The organism is Mycobacterium sp., assembly GCF_049647605.1.
Lineage (GTDB): Bacteria > Actinomycetota > Actinomycetes > Mycobacteriales > Mycobacteriaceae > Mycobacterium.
In genome coordinates, this window is record NZ_JBARXZ010000238.1 from 1 (window position 1) to 18,825 (window position 18,825).

General features: G+C 66.3%; 18 protein-coding genes, 1 tRNA gene and 1 pseudogene. 8 read left to right on the plus strand and 12 right to left on the minus strand.

Annotated elements, in window-relative coordinates; all coding sequences use genetic code 11:
* On the plus strand, positions 1-1,283 hold a 1,283-nt coding region (locus tag WBB07_RS29545; RefSeq protein ID WP_526313356.1), incomplete at its 5' end, for a C39 family peptidase.
* A 46-nt stretch (positions 1,284-1,329) separates the two neighbouring features.
* Here WBB07_RS29545 and WBB07_RS29550 read toward each other — a convergent pair.
* Both WBB07_RS29550 and WBB07_RS29555 read right to left on the minus strand, forming a co-directional pair.
* A complete protein-coding gene (locus WBB07_RS29550; protein WP_526313358.1) occupies positions 1,330-2,271 on the minus strand; it encodes a 2-hydroxyacid dehydrogenase in 942 nt (313 codons plus the stop codon).
* On the minus strand, positions 2,268-2,777 hold the full coding sequence (locus WBB07_RS29555) for a GNAT family N-acetyltransferase (RefSeq protein ID WP_526313360.1): 510 nt from the start codon (positions 2,775-2,777) through the stop codon (positions 2,268-2,270). The genes WBB07_RS29550 and WBB07_RS29555 overlap by 4 nt, the downstream gene beginning before the upstream one ends.
* Positions 2,778-2,868: 91 nt before the next feature.
* Here WBB07_RS29555 and WBB07_RS29560 point away from each other — a divergent pair, with 91 nt between their 5' ends.
* The 6 genes from WBB07_RS29560 to WBB07_RS29585 all read left to right on the plus strand — a co-directional run bounded on the left by WBB07_RS29560 (position 2,869) and on the right by WBB07_RS29585 (position 10,076).
* Positions 2,869-3,414, plus strand: coding sequence for a hypothetical protein (locus WBB07_RS29560; protein ID WP_526313361.1), 546 nt, complete (start codon positions 2,869-2,871; stop codon positions 3,412-3,414).
* Between the two features lie 64 nt (positions 3,415-3,478).
* The gene (locus tag WBB07_RS29565; RefSeq protein ID WP_526313363.1) at positions 3,479-4,750 is read left to right on the plus strand and encodes a PucR family transcriptional regulator; all 1,272 of its coding nucleotides are present in this window, start codon (positions 3,479-3,481) and stop codon (positions 4,748-4,750) included.
* 124 nt (positions 4,751-4,874) lie between these two features.
* Positions 4,875-6,332: a class I adenylate-forming enzyme family protein gene (locus tag WBB07_RS29570; RefSeq protein ID WP_526313365.1), complete on the plus strand. Its 1,458-nt coding sequence runs from the start codon at positions 4,875-4,877 to the stop codon at positions 6,330-6,332.
* A 19-nt stretch (positions 6,333-6,351) separates the two neighbouring features.
* The gene (locus WBB07_RS29575; RefSeq protein ID WP_526313367.1) at positions 6,352-8,109 is read left to right on the plus strand and encodes a DUF3556 domain-containing protein; all 1,758 of its coding nucleotides are present in this window, start codon (positions 6,352-6,354) and stop codon (positions 8,107-8,109) included.
* On the plus strand, positions 8,106-9,527 hold the full coding sequence (locus tag WBB07_RS29580; RefSeq protein WP_526313369.1) for a phytoene desaturase family protein: 1,422 nt from the start codon (positions 8,106-8,108) through the stop codon (positions 9,525-9,527). Before WBB07_RS29575 ends, WBB07_RS29580 begins: the two co-directional genes overlap by 4 nt.
* 183 nt (positions 9,528-9,710) lie before the next feature.
* Positions 9,711-10,076 (plus strand): cupin domain-containing protein, encoded by a 366-nt coding sequence (locus WBB07_RS29585; RefSeq protein WP_526313371.1) that lies wholly within the window; start codon positions 9,711-9,713, stop codon positions 10,074-10,076.
* Between the two features lie 111 nt (positions 10,077-10,187).
* On the opposite strand, the pseudogene WBB07_RS29590 reads toward WBB07_RS29585, so the two are convergent.
* From WBB07_RS29590 to WBB07_RS29600, 3 genes and pseudogenes are all read right to left on the minus strand, one after another.
* A pseudogene (locus WBB07_RS29590) lies at positions 10,188-10,601 on the minus strand (transposase family protein); the annotation flags it as partial.
* 177 nt (positions 10,602-10,778) lie between these two features.
* Positions 10,779-10,851: transfer RNA gene (locus tag WBB07_RS29595), tRNA-Arg, on the minus strand.
* A 133-nt stretch (positions 10,852-10,984) separates the two neighbouring features.
* The gene (locus WBB07_RS29600; RefSeq protein ID WP_526313373.1) at positions 10,985-11,803 is read right to left on the minus strand and encodes a TIGR03621 family F420-dependent LLM class oxidoreductase; all 819 of its coding nucleotides are present in this window, start codon (positions 11,801-11,803) and stop codon (positions 10,985-10,987) included.
* Between the two features lie 71 nt (positions 11,804-11,874).
* Between WBB07_RS29600 and WBB07_RS29605 the strand changes: the two genes are divergently transcribed.
* Positions 11,875-12,924, plus strand: coding sequence for a carboxylate-amine ligase (locus WBB07_RS29605; RefSeq protein WP_526313460.1), 1,050 nt, complete (start codon positions 11,875-11,877; stop codon positions 12,922-12,924).
* A 1-nt stretch (position 12,925) separates the two neighbouring features.
* Here WBB07_RS29605 and WBB07_RS29610 read toward each other — a convergent pair whose 3' ends face one another.
* From WBB07_RS29610 to WBB07_RS29640, 7 genes are all read right to left on the minus strand, one after another.
* Positions 12,926-13,627, minus strand: a complete 702-nt coding sequence (locus tag WBB07_RS29610; protein WP_526313375.1) for an anti-sigma factor — start codon at positions 13,625-13,627, stop codon at positions 12,926-12,928.
* The gene (locus WBB07_RS29615; protein WP_526313377.1) at positions 13,624-14,205 is read right to left on the minus strand and encodes an RNA polymerase sigma factor; all 582 of its coding nucleotides are present in this window, start codon (positions 14,203-14,205) and stop codon (positions 13,624-13,626) included. The genes WBB07_RS29610 and WBB07_RS29615 overlap by 4 nt, the downstream gene beginning before the upstream one ends.
* On the minus strand, positions 14,202-14,984 hold the full coding sequence (locus WBB07_RS29620) for a DUF1295 domain-containing protein (protein ID WP_526313462.1): 783 nt from the start codon (positions 14,982-14,984) through the stop codon (positions 14,202-14,204). Before WBB07_RS29620 ends, WBB07_RS29615 begins: the two co-directional genes overlap by 4 nt.
* Entirely contained in the window at positions 14,981-16,255 is a 1,275-nt protein-coding gene (locus tag WBB07_RS29625; RefSeq protein ID WP_526313379.1) for an SAM-dependent methyltransferase, read from the minus strand. The genes WBB07_RS29620 and WBB07_RS29625 overlap by 4 nt, the downstream gene beginning before the upstream one ends.
* On the minus strand, positions 16,252-17,013 hold the full coding sequence (locus tag WBB07_RS29630; protein WP_526313381.1) for a DUF1365 domain-containing protein: 762 nt from the start codon (positions 17,011-17,013) through the stop codon (positions 16,252-16,254). The genes WBB07_RS29625 and WBB07_RS29630 overlap by 4 nt, the downstream gene beginning before the upstream one ends.
* Positions 17,010-18,308, minus strand: coding sequence for an NAD(P)/FAD-dependent oxidoreductase (locus tag WBB07_RS29635; RefSeq protein WP_526313383.1), 1,299 nt, complete (start codon positions 18,306-18,308; stop codon positions 17,010-17,012). Before WBB07_RS29635 ends, WBB07_RS29630 begins: the two co-directional genes overlap by 4 nt.
* A 125-nt stretch (positions 18,309-18,433) precedes the next feature.
* On the minus strand, positions 18,434-18,712 hold the full coding sequence (locus tag WBB07_RS29640) for an ANTAR domain-containing protein (RefSeq protein ID WP_526313385.1): 279 nt from the start codon (positions 18,710-18,712) through the stop codon (positions 18,434-18,436).
* Positions 18,713-18,825: the final 113 nt, after the last annotated feature.

An 18,825-nucleotide genomic window follows, 5' to 3' on the forward strand; every position in this document is an offset into this window, starting at 1 on the left:
GTGCCGGGGGCACCGCCTACCTGGAGCCGGGCAACGGTGGTGACGGCGGCGACTTCGGATACGGCGGCTCGGCCGGCGACGGCGGTGACGCCGGAAGCAATTCCATCGGTGACCGGCACGGATACGACGGCGACGACGGTACCGGGGGCGTGAACGGGCACCCAGGTTCGGCTCAAACAACCAGTGCTGTCAGTGATTTCAGTGCTGCGGCCGTGTCCGCGGCGCAACCGATCACATTGCAGTCACTGTGGAATGGCCTGGCCCGCCAGCTTTCCTACATCCTGTTCAACAACGCCCCGATCGTGGCTCCGAGCTGGGGTAGCCAATACGGCAGCGACAAGAAGATCGACGGGGATCTCAATGGTCAGAGCAGCAACGGGTTCGACCTGACCTACACGGTCAAGACGCCCCCACGGTTCGGCACCCTGACGCTGAACGAAACCACCGGCAAATTCGTCTACACACCGGACGAGAGGCTCGTCGACGCGGGGATCACCGACCACTTTGTGGTCACCGTCAACAACGGCACCACTGCAAAGCTTCCGGGAGCAGCCGGGGTGCTGCAGGGAATCGTCCACTCGTTTGCGGTCGCCATCGGATTGGCGCAGCCCGACAGTATCGATCGGGAGATTGTCCTCACGGTCACCGGCAACGGTCAGTACGGCACCACGGCCAACGGCCAATACTGGTCGGAGCAGCACTACTTCAACTGTGTGCTGATGGCGACGTCCATGGCGGTCGCGCAGGTCACGAGTCAGCATCCGCTCACCGAGGCGCAGATGATCGCCCTGGCGATGGATACCGACAGCATCGTCATCCCCGGCCAGCGGGTCTTCTTACACCAGAACATCGAGGAAGGCGCCTACGCGAAGGACGCCGCGAGGTTGATGGAGAAGCACTTCAACGTCACGGCGGAGTATCACATTTCCGGGACCTTCGACGACGACGACAACCCGATCGACCTGCCCACCGCCCAGGACGGCCAGCGGGCTTTCTCGGCCATGCAGGCAGCGCTCGCGCAAGGGAAAGCCGTGATGGCAGGAGTCAACTCGAACACTATCTGGTCTGCCGCAGACAACTACACCCCGGGCGCCACCGCCAACTGGACCAACAGTGACCACGAACTGGTGGTGATTGCCATCGACATGAATCGTGGCATGGTCTATCTGAACGACAGCGGTTCCGCTTTCGGGCGGGCGATGAAGGTGCCGGTCGGCGCGTTCCTCAATGCGTGGCAGGCGAATTACTACGAGATGGTGATCGTCTCGGCCAACAACACCTGAGGCGAACATCTTCCGCAGCAACGGGTTTGGCCCCGGCGTGACGTCCTCATCGGTCCGTCGCGCCGGGGCCTGCAACCAGGTTCGCTGGACGGCCGCCGCCGAGGAACTCCTCGATCTGCTCCCGGGCGATCACCCACGCCCGCTCCGAGGCGCCCTCGGTGCTTCCGGCGACGTGCGGGGTGAGCAACAGCCCCGGAGCCGTCCACAGGGGGTGGCCTTCGGGCAACGGTTCCGGGTCGGTGACGTCCAGCGCCGCCCGCAGTCGGCCCGACATCAACTCGGCCGTCAGGGCGTCGGTGTCCACGGCGCCACCACGTCCGGCGTTGACCACGATGGCACCGTCGCGCAGTTGTGACAGGAACTCGGCGTCGATGAGGTGGTGGGTGGCCGCGTCGGCGGGCAGCATCGACACCACAACATCGACGTGGGGCAGCAGCTCACCGATCTCACCGAGGGCGAGGACTCCCGCTCTGGCGGTGCGTCCGACAAGCGTGACCTCGGTGTCGAAGGGGGTCAACCGGGCTGCCAGGTTGGCGCCGAGATCACCGGCCCCGAGGACGAGGACCCTCTTGCCGATGAGTGTGTCGGTGTCCGCCGGCCGCCATTGGCCTTCGGACTGACTGTGGTTGAAGTAGGCAAGATCTCGATACAGGAACAGCAGCGCCGCCACCACCCACTCGGCGGTCGAGCCGCCGTGTGCGCCGCGACCGTTGGACAACTGCACACCGTCAGGGAGATAGGGCAGCCACTGCTCGAAACCGGCAGTCAGCGTTTGGATGAGCTCGAGGCGGGGCAATTCGGCAAATCGGGTCGCGGTGGCCTCGGAGCTTTCATGGCTGACCACCACCACCGTCGCGTCCAGACCGGCATCTGGCCACGGTTCTCCCGGCTGATAGCGCAGCGTTGTGATGCTCGTCGAGTCGGCGAGCGTCGCAACACCCAGATCGTCCGGCACCAGCACCAGCTGCGGGACCTGCGGAGTACTCATGCGTCACCGAGTTGTTTCTCGAACGTATGGGCGCCGACCGTTTCGGCCGGCAGGGCGAGGTCGTAGAGCGGTGTGTATCCCATGGCGCGGTAGAGGGCGACGGCCTCCGGCTGCCGCGGACCGGTCATCAGATACACCCGGGTGTAGCCGTATTGTGCTGCAAGGCGCTCCAATTCGGCCACCACGCGTCTGCCGTGGCCCTGTCGGCGATGCGTGGCTGCTGTCCAGATCCGCTTGAGTTCGGCGGTGGTCGAGCCGTGCCGGCGAAACGCTCCGCCGGCGACCGGGCTGCCGTCGATCAGCGCAATCACCAGCGTGCCGTGGGGAGGTTCGAACTCCTCGGGTGGGTAGGCGCGTAGGTCACGGTATTCGCCGCCGATGTCGTCGCCGTATCGGTTGCGGTACTCGACGGACAGTTCATCCAGCAGTGGTGCCGCCAGCGGGTCGTCTTGATGCACGACCACAAAAACGGGTTCGCCGACGGCGGCATCGGTAGATGTGGTCACGCGCGGCTGTCCTCCGTGGCTTGTCCTGGATAGGTACGAGCAAGTATGCCGTTCGGCGGCGCAAACGCCGCTGCCCCGTCACAATGGCCGGGTGTTGACAGTGCCCGCCAGTGTGTGGAAAGGCGGCCCCGTCCGTCGGGCGATGACAGTGGGGGTCTGCCTCGGTGTGTGTGCCGGAGCCATGGCCTGGTTGGATACGGGCGATCCCAGCGCCGGGGTGATCGCATTGGTGGTGTTCGGCATCGCCTGCGGCGCCTGGACGGCCTCCCGGATGAGTCGATTCTGGCCGGGTGCAGGGGAATTGACGGGAAGTCAACGAGTCTTGGTGGTCAATGCGGTGCGAAGGGCCCGGCCGATCCGGGATGCGCGGCTGGCCCCCGCGGTACTCGACTACAGCCGGGGGTTGCACGCTGCCGCGGAAAGCACCAAGCCGTGGCGCTGGGTGGTGCCGGTGGTGCTGCTCGTTGTGATGGTGATGGCGTTGTGGGATGGGATCATGGGGTCGGCGAACAACGCCGTCGCCTCGTTCGTCTATGTGGTGCTCATCGGACTCAACGTCTCGTGGTGGCCGGGCCGTCGCGAGGACCTGCTGGTCAACGCGGATCGGGTGTCGGCATTGGCGCGGCAGATGGTCTGAGCGGCCGCGCTGTTCTGGGCAGCGTGATCACCTGTCAGTAGCGGTGCGGGGGTGGAGGTGGACCGTGGCTGAGCAGCCCAGTGCGTTGGTGTTGTGGGTTGCGCAACAGATGAGCGTGCGTCGTGACGGGTTCATCGCAGATCTGGTGTCGGTGACGCGTGCCCAGATTCGTTCCTTGGACCATGACGCGCGGCTGGTCGATCTGTTGAACGCCAGTATCACCGAGAATGTGGTCGCCGCCGTTCACTTCCTCGAACACGGCGGTGAGGAAGGCGATGTCGAGGCGCCGAGCGCGGCGTTGGTCTATGCGCGCGCACTGGCGCAGCGGGATGTGCCGCTGTCGGCGCTGATTCGCGCCTACCGGATCGGGCACAACCGGTTCATCGACGAGGCGATGACGGTGCTGGGAACGGCTGAATCCCAGGATCAAGCCTTGTCTGCCGCCGCAGAATTGGTGCATCGAGCTGCGCTGTGGATCGACCATGTGTGTGATCAGGTCGGCGTGGTGTACGAGCAGGAACGCGACCGCTGGGTGAGTAGCCGCAGTGGTCTTCGCCAGCATTGGGTCAATGAAGTCCTCAACGGTGGGCCGGTGGACATCGGCCGCGCGGAGCACGCCTTGGAGTACCGGCTCGACCGTCTGCACCTGGCAGCGGTGATGTGGTCCGACGGCGAGGTGGCCACCAGGGAAGTGGGGGAGCTCTTCGACGATGCAAAGGCGCTCATCGGTCAACGGCTGGGCGCCGTCGGTCCGGCGCTGATGGTCCCGACCGACGAACGGGAGGCGCGGCTGTGGTGGCCCGTCGGTGCCGTCGAGGTGCAGACCGAACCCCTGGGGCGCGCACTGCAGGAGGCCGGTTTGGCCGCCCGGGTGGCCATGGGTGACCCCGGACGTGGGGTCGAGGGATTCCGGCGAAGCCTGCGTCAGGCCGAACGGACCCAGGTGGTGGCGGTCGCCGGCGATGACAAGTTGGGGCCGGTGGTGACCTACGCTGCCGTGGCCCCGGTGGCTTTGATGGCCGACAACCTGGCCGACCTGCGCCGCTTTGTTGCCGCGGTGCTTGGCGAGCTGGCCGTCGACGACGAACGCAGCCAGTGGTTGCGAGACACGCTGCGTGAATTCCTGGCCCGCAATCGCAGCTACGCGGCGACTGCCGAAGCCCTCTATCTACACCGGAACACCATCCAGTACCGGATCGGTCAGGCCTTGGACAAGTGCGGGGTATCGCTCGAAGACCACGACCTTGTTGTGCACGTGCAGATCGCGCTGCTTGCCTGCCGGTGGCTGGGTCGTGCTGTTCTGACTCCCACGTCCAGAGACCTCAGGTCCCGATGATGCTGTGTGTTGTGCGGAGCGCACGACGGCGGCGGTCAGCTTCGGTTGGTCGACATATGGTGTACATCACATCGGCGCGCCTAGCGTGAGTCAGGCCCCAGGATCTCGCTGTTGAGGAGTTTCGATGCATTTCGCCGACCTGCTTGACCACCGTGCGGAGGAGCACCCCGACCGGACGGCGTTGTCTGACGAGCACAACGGGCAGCTCTCCAACGTCGAGGTGGTGGCGCGGATCGACGCCGCCGCGGCCCGGCTCGCGGCGGCCGGAACGGTCGCCGGGGATGTGGTGGCAATCAAATTGCCCAACCGCAGCGAGTTTGTCATCGGGTTGTTCGCCGCATGGAGTCTCGGTGCAGCCGTGACACCCATCAATCCGTCGCTCACGGCCGCCGAGGTCGAGTTCCAACTCTCCGATGCGTCGGTGCGGGTGATGATCAGCGACGACAGCGACACCGACCAAGAGGTCACGGTGCTGCGGATCGGCGCCGACGTGGCGGCGCCGAGGCCTGCGCCTGGACCGCGGCGCGCTGACGATGTGGCGTTGGTGGTCTACACCAGCGGCACCACCGGTCGCCCCAAAGGGGTGGAGCTGACCCACGCCAACCTGATGGCGATGGCCGAATCGATCAACACCGCCATGGACAGCGGGCCCGAAACCCACAGCCTGCTGATACTCCCGCTGTTCCACGTCAACGGGATCGTGGTCAGCATCCTGGCGCCGCTGCTGGCCGGCGGCCAAACGACCATCGCCGGCCGGTTCGACCCGAAACGGTTCTTCGACATTGTGGAACGTCACCGGCCGACCTACTTCTCGGCGGTGCCCACCATCTATTCGATGCTGGCCACGCTGCCCGCGGAGATCACCCCCGACACCAGTTCGCTGCGGTTCGCGATCTGTGGCGCCGCCCCCATGCCACCGGCACTGATCGACACATTCGAGCGTCGTTACCGCGTCCCGATCATCGAGGGTTACGGCCTCTCGGAAGGAACATGTGCGTCGACAACCAACCCGCTCAACGGAATTCGCAAGCCCGGCACCGTCGGGGTGGCACTCCCCGGCCAACAGGTCGCGATTTTCACCGACAGCGGCGGGGGCGTCGCACCCGGAACGGCCGGCGAAGTCGGTATCAAGGGGCCCACCGTGATGCGGGGCTACCTGAATCGTCCCGAGGCAACCGCCGAAACCATCGTCGACGGCTGGCTGCGCACCGGCGACATCGGATTCCTCGACGACGACGGCTATCTCACGCTCGTCGACCGGGCCAAGGACATGATCATCCGTGGTGGAGAGAACATCTACCCCAAGGAAATCGAGTCGGTGCTCTACACCCATCCCGGGGTCCGGGAGGCCGCGGTCGTCGGACGCCCCGATGCCGTGTACGGCCAGATCCCGGTCGCCTTCGTCACCGCACAACCCGACGCCGAATTGACCGCGGCAGTTCTGCGCGAGCACTTGGCAGAATCGCTCGCCAAGTACAAGATTCCCGAATTGGTTCTGGTAGAGGATATTCCGAAGAACCCTGTCGGCAAGCCCGACAAACCCGCCCTCCGCCGACGTTTCAGCCCACCTACCACCGTTTGACCTCGAAAGAAGCGCCGCCATGAGCTTCATCAAGCCCAACATCCCTGATGTGGATACCGCGTCGTGGCCGAGCATTCCTCGCTGGCAACGTATTCAGGTGATGACCCGGCACTGGACCGAGAACGGTTTCGGCACGCCATACGCGGTTTATCTGCTCTACGTTGTCAAGATCGCCGCCTACCTGGCGGGCGCCGCCGTCGTCATCTCCCTCACCCCGGGCCTGGGCGGCCTCACGGATATCGACTCATGGTGGACCCAGCCGATCGTCTACCAGAAGCTGGTCGTCTTCACGTTGCTCTTCGAGATCCTCGGTCTCGGATGCGGTTCGGGTCCACTGACCCTGCGGTTCCTGCCCCCGCTCGGCGGGTTCCTGTACTGGCTGCGTCCCGGCACGGTGCGGCTTCCGGCCTGGCCGGACAAGGTGCCCCTGACTCGCGGCGACACCCGAAGCCTCTTCGACGTCCTGTTGTACGCGCTGGTCCTGCTGTCGGGAGCCTGGGTGCTGTTGGCGCCCGGGCACGGTGGATCGGTCACCGCCGCCGGCGACGTCGGGCTGCTGAACCCGTTGCTGGTCATACCGATGCTGGCGGCGTTGGCGTTGCTCGGGTTGCGGGACAAGACAGTCTTTCTTGCCGCCCGGGGCGAGCATTATGCGCTGACGCTCATCGTTTTCTTCTTCCCGTTTCCCGATCAGATCGCGGCGTTCAAGCTGATCCTGCTTGCCCTGTGGTGGGGTGCGGCGACCTCCAAGCTCAACCACCATTTCCCGTATGTGGTCGCGGTGATGATGAGCAACAGCCCGGTCCTGGCCGGCGCCAAGTGGGCCAAACGCCTGATGTGGCGGGACCCGGTCCACGACCTACGCCCGTCGTGGCTGCCGAAGATGCTGGCCCACGTCGGCGGAACCACCGCCGAATTCCTGGTCCCGCTCTACCTGGTCTTCTTTGCACCGTCGAGCGGCCCGTGGCTGTGGATCGCGGTCGGATTCATGGTCGTCTTCCACCTCAACATCACCTCGACAATTCCCATGGGGGTGCCGTTGGAGTGGAACGCCTTCTTCATCGTGTCCCTGTTCTACCTCTACGGGGGATACGGCAGCTACCGCGCCACCGACCTGGAGTCGCCACTGCTGCTGGCGATCCTGATCGCCGCACTGCTTGTCGTGCCGATCGTGGGAAACCTGTTCCCGGACAAGGTGTCGTTCCTGCCCGCCATGCGGTACTACGCCGGTAACTGGGCCACCAGCACCTGGTGCCTTCGCCCCGGGGTGGAAGACAAGATCGAAGACAATGTGGTCAAAGGCTCGGCGCTGGCCAACCGGCAGCTGACCAAGCTCTACGGCCCCGAGATCGCTGAAGTGATGCTCGACAAAATGACCGCCTGGCGGGCGATGCACACGCACGGCCGCGCGCTCAACGGGCTGATTCCGCGGGCTGTCCCCAATGAGGCCGACTATGTGATCCGCGACGGGGAGTACATGGCGGGCCCGATCCTGGGCTGGAACTTCGGCGAAGGTCATCTGCACAACGAGCAACTCATCGACGCCCTGCAGCGACGGTGCCACTTCGAGGAAGGTGAGGTGCGGGTCATCATCTTGGAGGGCCAGCCCATCCATCGGCATTGGCAGGCCTACCGCATCGTCGACGCCAAAACCGGTGAGCTGGAACGTGGTTACGTCGACGTTGCCGAGATGCTCAGTCGCCAACCGTGGCACGCCCCCGGCGACGAGCTACCGGTGCGCCTGGCCGCCACGAAGTCGACGGCCCGCATCCGATGAGTACCGCCGTGGTGGTGGGCTCGGGCCCCAACGGGCTCGCCGCGGCCCTGACGTTGGCCGAGCGCGGCGTCGACGTCACCGTGCTGGAAGCTGCGGACACCCTCGGCGGCGGCACCCGCACCAGCGAGCTCACCTTGCCGGGTCTACGCCACGACGACTGCTCGGCCATCCACACCATGACCGCGGCATCGCCGTTCATCCAGAGTCAGTCGCTAGAGGACTACGGGCTGCGCTGGCGCTATCCCGATGTCGACTTGGCCCATCCGTTCGACGACGGAAGTGCCGCCACCCTGCACACCTCGATCGGCGACACCGCCGACCAGTTCAGTCGGCGCGACGGGAACGCCTGGCGGCGAATCTTCGGTCCGCTCAGCAGGAACTTCGACGCGCTTCGTGACGACGTCTTCCGGCCCATCGTGCATCTACCGCGGCATCCGATCAAGCTCGGCACGTTCGGTGTTCAGGCGCTCATGCCGGCGACGGCGCTGGCCCGGGCCTGGCGCGGTGAACCGGCACGCGCGTTGTTCATGGGGGTGGCGGCGCACGTCTACTATCCGCTGACCCGGCCCAGCAGTGCTTCGGTCGGGTTGATGATCACTGCCGCCGGACACCGGTACGGCTGGCCGGTCGCCGAAGGTGGCTCGGCGGCCATCGCCGCCGCCATGGTTCGCCGGCTGACCGATCTGGGTGGCAAGACCGAGACCGGAGTGTTTGTCGACTCACTCACGCAATTACCGAACACCGACATCGTGATCTTCGACCTGGCACCACGCGCGGTCGCCGATATCGCCGGCGACGCACTACCGGGACGAGTGCACCGCGCCTTCCGGCGTTACCGGCACGGCGCCGCGGCCTTCAAAATCGACCTCGCGATCGACGGGGACATCCCGTGGACCAACGAGGCATGCCGGCGGGCGGGAACCGTACACGTCGCGGGGACCGTCGACGAAATCGTCGCTGCGGAACGGGAAGTCGCCCGCGGCATGATGCCGGGGCGCCCATTTGTGCTCGTCTGTCAGCAGTACCTCGCCGACCCGACCCGCAGTGCCGACGGGCGCAACCCGATCTGGGCCTACGCCCACGTGCCACACGGCTACCCCGGAGACGCCACCGAAGCGATCCTGGCGCAGATCGAGCGCTTTGCGCCCGGATTTCGCCGTCACGTGGTCAAGATCCACCGCCGCGGACCGGCCGCGCTGGCCGCCCACAATCCCAATTACGTCGGCGGCGACATCGCCACCGGCCGAAACGATCCGAAGCAGATTCTGATCCGACCCCGACTCGCTGTGGACCCGTACAGCACCGGGGTGCCGGGGATGTACATCTGCTCGGCCGCCACGCCACCCGGCGTCGGCGCCCACGGTATGTGCGGTCACAACGCCGCTCGGTCGGCCCTGCGTCACCTCAACAGGCGTTGATCGAACACACACCCGGTTTTGTTCATCGACACTGCTGACGGTGGGTTGCCGGGCCCCGGATAGGGTGTGCACCGGCGCCGATCGCGGGGGACCGCAACCCTTGGTCTCCCACGCGGGAAGGTGCCCAGCGCAGCAGATCCAGGATGACCATCTTGGTAAAACTCGACCGACCGGAGGGTCCAAATGGGAAGCTTCAATCCCGCGATGCAGAAGGCTCGACTGGCTGATGTTCCCAGCGACGCCCACGGATTGATCTCCAAGCGCACCGCCGAGCTCGACGGAGTCGCCGTCACCGAAGTGACGTTCGGCGTGGGGGCCCGCTGGTCCAATGACTTGAAGGACTACGCCGGCACGGATCTCTGCGAGTTGCCGCATGTGGCCCTGGTGCTGGCGGGATCGCTGGCCGTGCAGATGACCGACGGGACCGAAGACGTCTTCTCCGCCGGCGACGTCATGCTGCTTCCTCCTGGCCATGACGCGTGGACCGTCGGGGACGAGGCGTGCGTCTTCGTCGAGTTCTCTCGCGGAAACGACTACTACGGACGATAAGTCGCGAGTCGACGTCTGTAGGGCAACGTCATCAAACCACCGTCGCCGATCAGATCGGCGACGGTGGTTTGTTGATCAGGTGCGCAACCAACGGCGCCAGTTCATGTCAACACTGACGAAAGGCGCTCGGCCCGAGCGGAACTCAGCACGCAACGGTGATGAAATGGGTTGAGTCAACAGATGCCGATCCCGTTCTGGCGGCAGATCGCATCAAAGAACACCTCCACCGGCGGATGATTGAACCGGCCCGTGAACACCGTGGGAGTCATCCGTCAGAATCTGGGCCGGCACCCCATGAGGGGCCAGGGCGCCACGCAACCCATCGCAGACCGCGCGGGTCCGCTGACGCGCCATCACGGTGGCATACGCGGAGATCCGAGAATGATCATCGACGCCGGTCAGTGCCTTCGCTGACATGCCGGCAGCGAGCGGGAAAGCCGCCCAGGACAGCCATCTGCCACAACCCCATCGCCGCGAAACTTCTCTCCGTTTCCACTTCCGGGACCTCCGATCCCGCAGATTCGGACGAGGCGACCTGCGACATCGACAACCCATCGCTGATCGCGGCCAAAACACCCCTGGTACCGCTGCTCGGCCACGGTCAACTCCCTCAAGGGAGTGTCAAGGATCAGCCGAAGCCACTGTCAGGCATCAACCGAAACAGCAGTGGCCAGCATCAACGGACCCAAAGCAGGTAGAAAGTGCCCCCGGCATGATTCGAACATGCGACACCGGCTTTAGGAGAGCCGTGCTCTATCCCCTGAGCTACGGGGGCGACGGTGGGAGTGTACTCGGCGGCGGCGAATGCTTCACACAGCGCCACGTCGATGGCTCTGTGACCAGGACTGCGCGCACCGGGCCGGAGCAATACCAGGACCCGGGTCGGCCAGGGAAACCCCGGGACACTGTCAGCGCAGCTCGGCGATGACCTTCGCGAACTCATCGGCATGCCGGAACATCACCGTCAGATAGGTGATGCCGTAGGTGTCGCGCAGGTGGCGGACCTGATCGGCCATGTCCTTGGGTGTGCCGGACAGCACTCCCGGCATGCGGAGCAGCTCTTCGTCGGTGCTGTTCGGCGAGTACCGCCGGATCAACGACAGATCGGGTTTGCCCGAGGAATCGGCCGACGCGGTGACGGTCAAGTTCAGCTCGAGTTCGTCGAACCGGTCCCCGGCGGCGGTCCGCACAAATTCCACCCGCTCGGCCAACGGATCGGCGACCCCCTTACCGAGGTCGGAGCCGGTGAGGCCAACAATGTGTGCCTGGGTGGCCGCCAGCGTCAGCACCCGGTCACCGTTGCCGGCCACCAGCAGGCGCAGTGCCGGATGATGCTCCCGCAGGTAGTCGATGACGTGCTCGAGATGGGTGACGCGCTGGCCGGCAGGCGGGTAGGGCAGCTCGGCGGCTTCGAATTCCTCGCGCACGTAACCGGCGCCCAGGCCCAGATCGAGCCGGCCGTCGCTGAGCAGATCCAGGTCCGCCGCGTCGCGTGCCAACAGAGCGGGTTTGTAGAAGCCGGCATTGAGGACGTTGGTGCCGACCCGGATGGTCGAGGTCACCGCGGCGACGGCGGCCAGCGCCGGCAGGGGAGCGATGGCCCCGAGATGATCCGGTGCGATGAAGACGTCGAAGCCCAGATCCTCGAAGCGCCGGGCATTTTCGATCAGTGCGGTGCGTGAATGCACCCGGTTGACACCAACGCCGAACCGAAAGCTCTTGTTCATCGAACGTGATGCTACGCGCGGCACGTTTGACCGCACCGACATTGGTGAATCCCGCCGCGGTGAGCATCGAGATCGGCGAGCCGCCGACGGTTGGGGTGGAGGAGGAGTTCCTACTGGTAGACCCGGACTCCGGCGAACCGGTGGCCAAGAACGAAGAAGTGGCCCGCCACGCCGCGGCCAACGGAGTCGACCTGCAACGCGAGCTCACCAGCTGCCAGGTCGAGACCGCCACCGAGGTGCTGCACGGACGGGAGGAGGTGCTGGCCGAGATCGTGCGGTTGCGCCGGGTCACCGCCGAAGCGGCCGAGAAGGCGGGGGCGCGGTTGTTGGCCGTCGCGCTACCGCCGACGGTGCCGCAGACGTTCCCGATCACCGACAAGCCCCGCTACCACCGGATCGCCGCCGAATTCGGCATGCTCGCCCACGAGCAGGGCATCAGCGGATGCCATGTGCACGTCGCCGTTCCGGATCGCGACACCGCGGTGCGGGTGTGCACCCGGCTGCGGCCGTGGCTGCCGCTGCTCCTTGCGGTGAGCGCAAACTCGGCGATCTACCGCAACGACGACACCGGCTACGCCTCCTGGCGCAGAATTCAGTGGGGACGCTGGCCCAGCGCCGGGCCGCCACCGCACCTGCGCTCGGCGGCCGAGTACGACGCCGTCGTCGCCGAAATGCTTGACGCCGGCGCGATTATCGACGACGGCATGATCTATTGGGACGCAAGGCCGTCGGCGAAGTTCCCGACAGTGGAGATCCGCGTCGCCGACGTGCCCGCCACCGCCGCCGACACGACGGTGCTGGCGCTGCTGGTCCGGGCGGCGGTCATGACGGCGATGCAAGACCTCGACGTGCGCCACCCGATATCCGAACACCGCTTGCGGGCGGCCTACTGGCGATGCGCGCGTGATGGCGTGGAAGGCGGGATACCGCCGCTGCTCACCGCGTTTGTCGACGAGCTGCGGCCGGCGCTGGAGGCGGCCGGTGACTACGAGTACGTCACCGAGGAAATGACAAGGATCCTGCGCGACGGCAACGGGGCCACCCGGCAACGCCGCGCGTGGCGGCGCCGCGAAGACATCAACGACGTGCTGGACGAATGCGCCGAAGCGACCGTCCAGTGACTCAGCTCAGCGGCAGGCTCGCAAACGGTTCACTCGTCGGCTGTTCGGACCCGGTGCCGGGTTCGACGGTGAAGGCCAGCTCGGTCGACGCGCCGATATCGGGCACCACCGCGGTGGTCGACGGCGACACCGAAGCCGCATCCATGGTGCCCGCCGAGGTCGCCTGCCCGTCGTGCAGCAGCCACATCTGATACACCGTGCCCTCCGACGGCGGCGGCACATTGTTCATCACCAGCACGGCGGCGTCGCGGTCCCGGGAGAACACCAGGGTGGCCTGGCCGCCCGCGGGCAGCTCGCCGGAGACGGTACGCACATCGGGAGCCGCAAAAACCTGCTCGGCGGTCGACGGCTGCCCCTCCGGTCGCATCGAGATGCCCACGCCCAGCGCCCCGAGCCCGACCACCACCGCCGCAGCGGCCGCCACCGCGAGCTGGCGCCAATTGCGTCGCTGCGGAAGCGCCACCACCGCGGCGTCGGCCGTCACCGCCAGCACCCGATCCCGCAGCGCGGCGGGAGGTTCCACCGCCGTGGCCGCCGACAACACCGCCATTGCTTCGCGAATGGCCCGCACCTCGTCGTAGAACGCGTCGGCGTCACCCGAACGCAGCAACCGTGCGTCGATCTCGTCGCGCTCGTCGGTGCTCACGGCGTGCAGGGCGTACGGAACGGCCAGGTCCAACACGTTGTCCTCGGGAGATGTCATCGCAGCCCCAGACAACTACGCAGGCCGCGGAGTGCGTCGCGCATCCGGGACTTCACCGTCGCCAGATTTGCCGACAGCCGTTCGGACACTTGCGAATAGGTCAGGCCGTCGTAGTAGGCCAACTGGATGCACTGACGCTGCAGATCGGTCAATCCGTCCAGGCAGGCAACCACCTGTTGGCGCTCCTCGCGTAGGAGCACCGTGTCGCTGACGTGATCGACGGCGCGATCGACGGTGGCCGAGCCGTAGCGGGACTCGCGCCGGCTGGCCGCCTGCTCGGAACGCACCCGGTCCACGGCGCGCCGATGCGCCAGCGTCATCAACCACGACAACGCCGATCCGGCGGCGGGGTCGTAGTTGTCGGCGGAGCGCCACACCTGCAGGTAGACGTCCTGGGTGGTTTCCTCGCTGTACCCGGGATCGCGCAATACGCGTGTCACCAGGCCGAACACCCGGGCGCGGGTGTGGTCGTAGAACGTCGCGAACGCGTCGGCGTCTTGCCGCGCCACCCGGCGTAGCAACGCGTCGAGGTCCGTCACGTGCACGAGCCTAACGGCAGGCAGCGCAAACGCGGTCACACTCGCCGCCGCGGCGGACGTGGCAGAAAGAACGACACGCGGTTGCGGTACTCGCGCAGACCCGGCCGGTCGGCCATGTGTTTTTCGGTGAGGCGGGCGCCGGTGCCGTACACCAGCAGGTACGTCATCGCCACCGGCGAGACGATGGTGAGCAATGCCGGCCAGGCGCTGAGACTCACCAACCACACGCCCCACCAGATGCAGGCGTCGCCGAAGTAGTTGGGGTGCCGCGTCCAGGACCACAGTCCACGATCCATCAGGACACCCCGATGGGCGGGATCGGCCTTGAACACCTTCAATTGGTGGTCGCCGACGGCCTCGAACACCAGACCGATCAGCCAGACGATGACCCCGAGGCCCAGCACGGGCAACAGGATGGCCGGTGTCGGTCCGGCCGCCGCCGACACCTGGATGGGCAGCGAGATGAACCAGGCTGCAGCGGCCTGCACGAGGAAGACCTTGCGCAGCACCGTGGCCGTCGACGGATTCGCGCCGAGTAACGCCTCATAACGAGGGTCTTCGCCGGAGCCCCGGGTCTTGCCGTACATGTGCCAGGCCAGCCGGGCTCCCCAGACGGCCACCAACACCAGCATCAGGAGCCGACGGGTGAGATCACCGGTTCCGGCCACGGCCGCCGTCGCCGCCACCGCCACGAACCCCACACCCCACGTCACGTCGACGACGTTGTAACGCCCGAGGCGCCTGCCGACGGCAAAGGTGATCCCGAAGACCACCACGATGGTGGCCAGCGAGGCGAGGGTGACGGCCAGGAAATTCACCAACGTCCCCCGGTCGGGGCGAAGGTCCACTGGTACACATCCAGATAACCGGAGCGGAATCCCGCTTCCGAATAGGCCAGGTACAGCTCCCACATCCGGTGGAAGACGTCGTCGAAACCGAGTGCGGCCACCGCGGTGCGCCGCTGCAGGAACCGTTCCCGCCACAACCGCAGTGTCTCGGCGTAGTGCGGTTGCAGGGAGAACATGTCGACGGTACGTAAACTGGTGTGCCGCTGCGTGATCCCCAGGATGGCCTCGGCCGACGGCAGCAGGCCACCGGGGAAGATGTATTTCTGGATCCAGGTGTGGGTGTTGCGGCTGGCCAACATGCGCGAGTGTGGCATGGTGATCGCCTGGATGGCGACGCGCCCGTTCGGGGTCACCAGATCATCGAGGGTGCGGAAGTAGGTGGGCCAGAACTGGTATCCGACGGCCTCGATCATCTCGATGGAAATCACTGCGTCGTAACGGCCCTGGACGTCGCGATAGTCGCACAATTCGACATCGACACGGTCTGACAAGCCGGCCTCGGCGACCCGGCGTCGGGCCAACTGCTGCTGCTCGGTGGACAGCGTTACCGAAAGCACTTGTGCGCCACGGGCAGCTGCGCGCAGGCACAGTTCACCCCAGCCGGTGCCGATCTCGAGCACCCGGGTGCCGGGGCCGACCAGCGCGCAGTCGAGCAGCCGGTCGATCTTGCGATGCTGAGCCGCGCCCAGAGCGTCGCAGGTGGCAGGCAGTTCATCGAACAGCGCGCTCGAGTAGGTCATGGTGTCGTCGAGGAACTCGGCGAACAGCTCGTTGGACAGGTCATAGTGTTCAGAGACGTTGCGCCGGGCATGGTCTCGGCTGTTGTGATGAGTCCGGGGTTGTCGGGCCAGGGCGATGGGACGCATCTTCTGCAGGCTGCGTGGCACCAGATCGGCCATCGAGGTCGCGAATGCGGTCAGCACGCCGGCCAAGTCGCTGGATGACCATTCTCCGGCCATGTAGGACTCGCCGAAACCGATCAGCCCGCTGGTGCCGACCCGGCGCACCAGCCGGTCCGGATGGTGCAGCACCAGCGTCGGCAGAGTCGGGTCGGCAGCGCCGGCCACCGACCCGTCCGGATAGGCCACCCGCAGCGGTAGCCGGGCCGCCGCCCGCCGCAACAGACTGTCGGCGACCTTGGCCGAGACCGCCGCCACCGGCCCCGCCGGGACCTTCGCCAGCCCCGGCCAACGCTCGGAATCTATTGCCAGATGCTGGGTTCCAGTGGTGTTGATGGTCATGGCAGGTTCGCACTTTCTGCTGCGGCCTTGGTGTCGGCGACGGGACAGGTCTGCTCGCACGGCACCACCGGTACGCGGCGCAACCACAGGGTGATGCCTTGGACTCGAATGCTGAGCGCGCCCATCAGGGGAGCCAGCGGTGCGGTGAGCTGCAGCCGGGCGAGGCGTCCGGTGGTCGCTTTGCGGCGGGTGCCCCGCAGCGTGGCGACAAACGCCGGGTGGTTCTCCCGGTGCAGGGTGATGGTGACGTCGAGCTTGTCGTCGGGGCGAGGCGCCCGTACCTGATAGTGACCCTCGACAGCATTGAACGGGGATACGTAGAGCTTCTTGGGCACCGTCGTCGGGCGGCTCTGATCCGGCGGCAGCAAGTAGGCGTGCCGGCCGCCGTAGGTGTTGTGCACCTCGGCTATCACGGCGCGGACCTCACCATCGGCGTCGTGACACCAGAACAGGCTCAACGGGTTGAAGACGTAACCCAGCACCCGGGCCTGCATCAGTGCGGTGACCTGGCCGCCCGGGAGGTGCACACCGTGTTTCGCGAGGAACGCGTCGACCCGGCGGCGCAGGGTGTCCGGCCCGTCCGGGGGCGCCTCGAGATGGTCGCGTGGGTCGAACCGGGCGAACGGGCGTAGCGGCGCGGGGAGTCGCGGAGGCTCGTCGATATCGATGTACCAGCAGTAACTCTGGTGTTCGAAGTAGTGATGCACCGGGGCGCGGCGCAGGTGCGTGACCCGGGTCTGGAACAGCGCTGCGGTCATGCCGCCACCTGCTTCGAGCTCGTCGCCGGCCACTGTGCTCCGAGATGCTGGGCGGCGCGCAGGCCGGATGCGGCGCCGTCCTCGTGGAATCCCCAGCCGTGATACGCGCCGGCAAAGACCAGCCGCTCCTCGTTGAGGGTTGGCAGAAGTTTCTGTGCGGCAACCGATTCTGCGGTGTAGAGCGGATGGTGGTAGGTCATCTCGGCGACCACGGTGGCCGGGTTGACGTGCTGGTGTCCACCCAGGGTGACCAGGAACCGCTTCGGCCCGGTCAACCGCATCAACCGGGTGACGTCGTAGGTGACCAGCACCTGATCGCGCGCCGGGGTCAGCAGATAGTTCCACGAGGCGCGGGCCCGGTTGCGGCGCGGCAGCACCGACTCATCGGTGTGCAGTTGCGCCCGGTTGGTGGTGTAGGGCAGAGCCCCCAGGAGGGCGCGCTGGGCCTCGGTCGGCTGCTCCAGAATTGCCAGCGCCTGATCGGAATGCGTCGCGATGACGGCGGCGTCGAAGTGGCGCGGCGCATCCGGGCCCGCGGTGATCTGCACTCCGCCGGGTACCTGTCGCACTCCCGACACCGGCCGCGACGTGTGTACCTCGTCGAGTCGGCCGGCGATGGCCTGCACATAGGTGTCGGACCCGCCGACCACGGTGCGCCAGGTTGGCGATCCGTACACCGTGAGCATCCCGTGGTGTTCGAGGAACACGAACAGGTAGCGCGCCGGATAGTCCAGCGCGGAGTCGGGTGCACACGACCACACCGCGGCGACCAGGGGAGTCATGAAGTATTCGGTGAAGTAGGCGCTGAAATGATGACGCCGCAGGAACTCGCCGACCGTGTCGGTGTCCTCGGTGGTGGCCTGCAGCAGTGCGGTCGCCTTGCGATGGAACCGCTTCACCTCGGCCAGCATGATGAGGTACTTCGGCCGGGTGAGGTTGGACAAGGTGGGGAAGAGGCCGCCGATCCCGCGGGCGCCGGCGTACTCGAGTCCGATGCTGTCGGCGCGCACCGACATCGACATGTCGGTGTCGCCGGTGAGGATGCCGAGCTCGTCGAAGAGTCGGCACAGGGTGGGGTAGGTGCGGTTGTTGTGCACCAGGAACGCGGAGTCGACGCCGACGGTGTTACCGGCTCCGTCGTCGACAAGATGGGTGTGGGCGTGGCCGCCCAGCCGGACATCCGCCTCATAGAGCGTCACCCGGTCACGCGCCGAGAGCACGTAGGCGGCGGTGAGCCCCGCTACGCCACTTCCGATGACCGCGACCGATCGCCTGCTTGTGTCATTCGCCTGCACATCTGCTATTCGGAGGCGGTGCCGGTTCGGATGGGTGACAAATTCAGGACGTGCCCCCGCAACGCAAACTCAGGCGCCTCCTCGAACGTGCGTTCGTGGAGACGCCTGAGTGGCGTTGAGTCAGGTCAGGACACGCTGGCGGCGCTGCGGGCCCCGTCGATCAGATGGCCCCAGGTCTGCGCGGCGACCTCCGCGGCCGGCTCGGCGACCACGCGCGGCGACCCCTCGGCATGATTCACCAAGGCTCGTGCCAATGACAGCGTGCCGAGGCCATGCGACCTGGAGGTACCCGCCAGCTCGGCGAACGCCTCCTCGGGGCTGCAGCCACGCAGGGCGACCAGAACGCCCTTGGCGATATCCAAGGATCGACTGTCGATGGGCGGGGTGTGTGAGTTCCTGAGCAACGCGATTCAACCTTTCTTGGCGCTGAATGGTCTCACACTAGTTGGCGGGCAAAAGATTTGAGTGACTTCGCCAAATAGTCGACCGCGTGGCGAATTGAATGTGAACGAGCGGT